Consider the following 5,654-nt stretch of genomic DNA (forward strand, 5'->3'; position numbering starts at 1 on the left):
AAGGGTTAGTCTTGCTTATCTGGCGTCACAGCATTAACAGCTGCTTTAGCGCTTCCACGGAAATCAATATCAGGAATTATCGTTTGCGGCTTAAACGTGCGGCGGTAGTGGTAGACGTTAACGGGAACGCCCTCTAGCTGCTCAACCATAGCGGTAACTTGGCCGCTATTACCAATAAGGCTACGCTTGTACTCGCTGTCAGACACCTTACAAATAACTGACGTTCGGCTGTTGTCGTACTCAATATTGCACCGGCCTTCGATTATTTGTAGCTGCGTATCTGTCCATGTGTTGATAAAGATGATTCGACGGTTTAGTTCAAAATTGTCAGCAGCTTTTGTTAGGTTATGTTTTGCAACAGTTGCATCATCTAAAACACAGCCGGAGACTAACAAAGCAATCAAAATCGACGCTGCCCCCAGCACTTGTTTTGCATATTTCATGTTCTTCACCTTTGTCTACTTAATAATTTAATTCTTGCAGCGCGTTTTATTGCGCCGTTATGCCGCCTAATAGCAGCCTTGAGAATCTGTAAAGCTGCTGTTAATCAGCCGGTCATGCTTGCGATCAACCGCTTTTTTCATTCGCATAATTGCCGCATCGTAGGACTTTTGATTCTCATCGTCGTAGTGCACAAGCTCCGCACCACGCACCAACAAATCAACCTCTTCTTCACTCAGGGTAACTTGCACTTTAATGCCCATGTTCGCCTCCGCCGGCATAACAAAAATTTCAAAGTGGACTGTCGTTTCGCTCGCTTCCGCTCACTGCACATCGGCCCGTTAAATTAGGGGTTAGGCCGCAGCCCCAAAGCTCTGCTTCCCAAACTGCGCCGCATCCAGTTCAGCCGCTGCTTGAATCGATTCGCTCATCATGCGAACGTGATCGGCAAAACCGACTTTATTGAAGACGTTCTGCAGCTTCTCGACTGCTGGCAGGAAATTGGAGTCAGGCACTTTAAAAACCAGCTTATTGATGGTGTCGCAATAGCGGCCGTGATCGATGATAGTCTGATAGTCTCTCAGAGCTTTCATTGCCTTCTGGGTCATAGCCAGATCAGCTTTTAGCACTCGGCGAATGACGCGCACTTTAAACTTACGCTTAGCTACACGCTTGAGCATTTTGCGCTCTGAGCTTGTTTCGTAGCGCATAAGTTCTGGATTTTTCAGCATCTCAAGACCGGCGATGGCAACCGCGTCATTGATTGTGTTTATGATTCTCTCAGCAGGGGTGAGGCTCATTTCGCTTTCCCTTTCCGGTTAACCTGTCTGGAATATGCTTTCCAGTCCCAATACTGCGGATTCACTGATTCGCCTCCGACGCTTGCTTGTCAAAATTTTCACCACAGAAAGGGCAGTACGTCATTGCCATGCTTATGCTGTCGTGGGTGGTATTTTTATATTCGTCTCCGCTAGATTTCGTTCTTCGGTACTTAATGGAGACGGGGAGCATTACGTCATTGCCTTTGCCGTCGAGGCGAAAAACCTTGTTCTCCCACTGGATCTTGAGAGTGCCTGGCTTATGCGCTGGCAGCTTTGGCTCAACTTCAGCCGTGACAGCCTTTAGCGTCTCATTCATGCAGTTACACATTGGCTGTCTCCTGTGCTGATTCAGGCGCTTCAGCCAAGCCGCCAAAGGCTTCGATCAGCTGAGGAAAAACACGGGTAAACTCGATACCCATCTGAGCCAGATCAGCGTCAAACTGCGCTAGCTGATCTTCAGGTGACTCCTGATCCATCTTCTCTTTCATCTGATCGGTAAGCTTGATGCGCTTGATTGTCAGATCTTCCTGAAGGATAAAACGAAGCGCCTCTTCCCATTCGACGGCCAGCTTTACGACCCGCTTACCGGCTTCAAGGTGAGCAATGTATTCTTCATCCTGCAGCTCTTGCCCTTTGATGCGTACAACGCCGCCTTCTACAAGGTTGTCGCGCAATTCGGCCTCATCCAAAATATTGAAGTCGGCAGGGCGATTGTCTGCACCCTCTACCCACTGGCTCATGATTGCTGATGGTGCGTGCTTAACATCGGGCAGCTGGACAGGCAGAGTCCCCAGCGTTCCGCGCAGGTAGGACAGCAGTTCTTCTGCGCGCTTGTGGCTCGATGCATCCACGATAAGCCATCCCTGCTGCGGGGCGATCAACGCATGAGTGATCTGATATTTGCTAAATGCGCGCGGTAGCAGATCCAGAATCACTTCATCTTTGATCTGGTCACGCTCTTTTCGGTAAACCTTGCGCGCCTGATCTCGCTGAATGACGCGAACCTTTTCTTCAACTGCCTGCTTCACCACTACAGAAGGGAGGATCTTCTCTTCCTTCCGTGTGCTGATCAGATGAAAGCCGTGCACTGTCTGCGCTAGCTGATCAGTCAGCCCCTGAGTTGGGTCGGTCCAGCCGTAGCGGCTTAGGTCCTGACTGCCACATGGCGTGAATACCTGCTCTTGCAGCTTTTCAGTCAGCTGCTCAGTGGTGATGTCCAGGTCACCGGTGATACGGTAGAAAATTGCGTTTTTGAAAAACATCGAGCTATGACTCCAGATTCAGAATTAATTGTTTGGTCTTATAAACAAAGGGCTTAACGCCCGGCTTGCGGTAACGCTCAACTACCCCCCCCCAGTGACGCTTCTCTCAATACCGACGAAACGCACTGGCGAGATACCCCGCAAACCTCAGCAAGCAGGCTTGCCGTGTACTCCTGATCTGGATTCATGTTTGCAAGAATTGCTGTCCCGTTCTCCATGTCACTACCCCGTCCAAGGCTAGAGAGGGAGGCGGCTATACCGCCTCACCAGTTTGAGGATTAGCGCCAGCTTCCAGCGCCTTTTTGGTGTTTCCGTATGCAACGAAAACTGAATTCCATAGAGCAGCAGGAGGATTATTCTCTTGCTGGAATGCTTCGGCATCAGTGCGGCACACCGCTAACCCCTCCAAGGTTTCGCAGCTGTTAAACACCTCAACCCACTGATCTACGATGGGCTGCCAGTTTTGTTCTGGCTCAGCCTTCGCTTCAGGCTCCTCAGCCTGCTTGCGAGGGTTTATCTTGTTCTGAAGGCTGGAAGGTGCGGCCGATGGATTTACCTCGCGCTCTGCTGGTCGTGACGGCTTCTCAAATTCGTCAGGGGTATAGACGCCCAAAATTACGTCAGGGCAGTACAGGCGAGCCCAGCGCTTGAGGGCAAGATAAGCCAGCTGCTGCTTGGGATCTGAAGCCCACAGGGTTGAGTTGCGCACCTGAGCTTGAGAGAGTAGTAGCTCAAGAATTCGAGGCTCCTCTTCTCCCTTAAGGGTTGCCCACACTCGGACGCCAAGGCCTTTTTCATCTTTAAGCGTCCAGTTAGGTGCATTGTACTTATTGCCCTTGCTGCTGGTTTTTTCTACGAAGTTGCCAATAACTCCAGACCAATCACCAAACCACTCGTAATGGATGCGATCTTTGGTTGGCGCCATTGAATTGATCACCGCATTCACCAGCTGCGCTTCATACCCGAGCGTGCCGTTTACCAGGTGCGTCTTCTGAGCAACCGCGTAAGGGTTCATGCCCCACTGTGCAGCCTGCATCGCGATAGCCATGCAATCGCCCTGATTGCCACGTAGGTGCTGCGGAATCGTGGATTTTCCTGAGGCCATCATTGCTGCGAAGTTGCTCAGCTGCTGCATGATCATTGGGTTCATGAGCATGTTGGCGGTATGGGTAGCGCTCGGGTCGGTCATTTCCATTGGTGCGCCGCCTTGCTGCATGGAAACTACGTTGCTTGCTTCCTGATTCATTGTTCTTCTCCTAATTCTGTTTACGCAGCACGTGCCCAGCGAGGGCGCTCAAGCGTATGAATATGCATCCAGTCATCTGCTGTTCGGCATTGGTGGTACGTATCAAGATCGCGGCGAAACAGCTCAAAGCCTGCTTCTTTCCAGTCGGGTGTCAGGTCGATTACGTCGACCGGATAGCGACCAGCATTAATGCTTGAACTCACGGCCAGGAAAAGAAATGTCGCGTCCTCGCCAAAGTGCTGCTTGAAGCCGTGCGAATACATCGCGTCCTGAACGTGGTATCGAAACTCTTCGATGTGTCGCTTAAATCGACTCATGTCATCGACTTTCTTTACATCAACAATCAGCGCTCGATCACTAATCATCCGGTCAGGGCGAATGCGGCACAGCTCGCCGGTCTCCTCATCGCTCCAGTAGATGGACGCTTCATTCTGTCCTTCTTCTTCCAGCAACCAGCGCGCCGTAGGATGAGCCATAACGCTTTCGCGCATGATCTTCAGCTTTCGGCCTTCTTCAGCGGTCATAATGGTCTTTCCCAGTGAGGCGCAGTCTTCGTAGAACGCTTTCTTGGCTGCCTTGCCCTCGTTAGTGCGACCGTTGAATACCGGCGCGACAATAAAGCGATCCTCAAATTCTTCTGGTTCCAAGATCACACAGTGAAGGGCGGTACCCATATCCAGTGCTGCGGTCTTTTCTTCATCTACCGGTGCCTGCTTATTCCAGAGAAACTTAGAAGGACAGTCAGCGATCAGATCCAAGCCGGACTTACTGACGCCCGGCCCAGAGTGGTACGCTTCGTTTGTTAGGTCGGTGTAGATGCCCGGCTCCATGATGCGCTCCCTATGCCGCTTGTTTCTGTTCTACCTGCGTTTGCAGGGATTCGATTTCATTGATCAGGTCCAGCACTTGCTGGGGTTCTGCTTGAGCTGTAGATACACCCATAAATTGCAGCGCATCGAACTGAAGGCCAAGCTCTGTATGCAGTTCCTGAATCTGGCGTACCAGGTCTTCTACCTGCTTAGCAGTGGCGATCATTGACCAAAGGCTCTGGTCGTTCTGGCTTGGCTCAGCTTTGGCGGTCATTACTTCAGCCGCGCCTTTGAGTTGTTGAAGTTTCATGGCTCTGTCCTCAGTAGTCGTAAACGCGAAGCTCGGTATCGAGGTTGTGGACATAAACAGTGTCGATATCGCTGATCAATGTCCGGGCTGCGTACATCTGAAACACCTTGGCTTCAGCGCCGTAATTGGTGGTTCCCAGATGCTCACGCCCACTCCAGATGATGCGGATATCTTTGTCTTTGCTGATGTAGAGGTGCAGGTCAGGGGATCGCTCAGATCTGCCGTAGCTCTCTTCTTTGCATTTCCAAAGCTTCAAGGTGTGACCATTCAGACAAGAGCCGTCATCATGCTCAATCTCAACCGTTACAAGCTCATCAAGATCGCTTGGATCGAACGCGTCTTCCCGCCAATACTCAATGAAGAGATTAACCAGCTCCTGAACGGTGATTTCTTTTGGAGCTGGAGAGAGCATCTTTTCAATGTCTTCCAAAAAACGCCCCTGAGCTGCTTCCTTCATGTGCTTATGAGCAACGCCTTTAACCGCGTCGACCATCACCGCACTAAATTCCTGAAGGCCGCACTGGCTGAAATCGATGTTCAGGTTGTCCTCTAGGCCCTTTTCGATCTGCTTGCCCAGCTTGCCGTAGCTGCGAAACATCGATGAAAAGGCTTCCTCGACGGAGCTTTCAACCTTCTCGCGAATGATCTTTTCGATCTGGCCCTGCTCGGCCATGTCCTTCATTACGTTGTTTACCAAAGTGTTTAGTTCTTGCATCGTCCCGTCCTCGGATGATTGTTAAGGTTGCTGTAGATCTCCCGGTCACA

8 protein-coding genes are annotated in these 5,654 nt (G+C 50.9%); all 8 read right to left on the reverse strand.

Going from position 1 to position 5,654, the window contains the following annotated elements:
* Positions 1 to 5: 5 nt before the first annotated feature.
* Complete coding sequence (locus ABYW01_RS12430) at positions 6 to 443, reverse strand: hypothetical protein (RefSeq protein ID WP_372833116.1); 438 nt, start codon at positions 441 to 443, stop codon at positions 6 to 8.
* A gap of 66 nt (positions 444 to 509) precedes the next feature.
* Positions 510 to 704, reverse strand: coding sequence for a hypothetical protein (locus ABYW01_RS12435; protein WP_372833118.1), 195 nt, complete (start codon positions 702 to 704; stop codon positions 510 to 512).
* Positions 705 to 794: 90 nt separating this feature from the next.
* On the reverse strand, positions 795 to 1,241 hold the full coding sequence (locus ABYW01_RS12440; protein WP_372833120.1) for a hypothetical protein: 447 nt from the start codon (positions 1,239 to 1,241) through the stop codon (positions 795 to 797).
* A 341-nt stretch (positions 1,242 to 1,582) separates the two neighbouring features.
* Positions 1,583 to 2,524 carry a recombination-associated protein RdgC gene (gene rdgC / locus ABYW01_RS12445; protein ID WP_372833123.1) on the reverse strand — a complete coding sequence of 314 codons (942 nt, stop codon included), beginning with the start codon at positions 2,522 to 2,524 and terminating at the stop codon, positions 1,583 to 1,585.
* A 253-nt stretch (positions 2,525 to 2,777) separates the two neighbouring features.
* Positions 2,778 to 3,770, reverse strand: a complete 993-nt coding sequence (locus ABYW01_RS12450) for a RecT family recombinase (RefSeq protein ID WP_372833125.1) — start codon at positions 3,768 to 3,770, stop codon at positions 2,778 to 2,780.
* A 20-nt stretch (positions 3,771 to 3,790) separates the two neighbouring features.
* Complete coding sequence (locus ABYW01_RS12455) at positions 3,791 to 4,600, reverse strand: PD-(D/E)XK nuclease-like domain-containing protein (RefSeq protein WP_372833127.1); 810 nt, start codon at positions 4,598 to 4,600, stop codon at positions 3,791 to 3,793.
* A gap of 10 nt (positions 4,601 to 4,610) precedes the next feature.
* A complete protein-coding gene (locus tag ABYW01_RS12460; protein WP_372833129.1) occupies positions 4,611 to 4,889 on the reverse strand; it encodes a hypothetical protein in 279 nt (92 codons plus the stop codon).
* A 10-nt stretch (positions 4,890 to 4,899) separates the two neighbouring features.
* Positions 4,900 to 5,604: a hypothetical protein gene (locus ABYW01_RS12465; RefSeq protein ID WP_372833132.1), complete on the reverse strand. Its 705-nt coding sequence runs from the start codon at positions 5,602 to 5,604 to the stop codon at positions 4,900 to 4,902.
* Positions 5,605 to 5,654: the final 50 nt, after the last annotated feature.

The organism is Pontibacterium sp. (assembly GCF_041587635.1).
In the GTDB taxonomy this organism is placed as follows: Bacteria; Pseudomonadota; Gammaproteobacteria; order Pseudomonadales; family Balneatricaceae; genus Pontibacterium.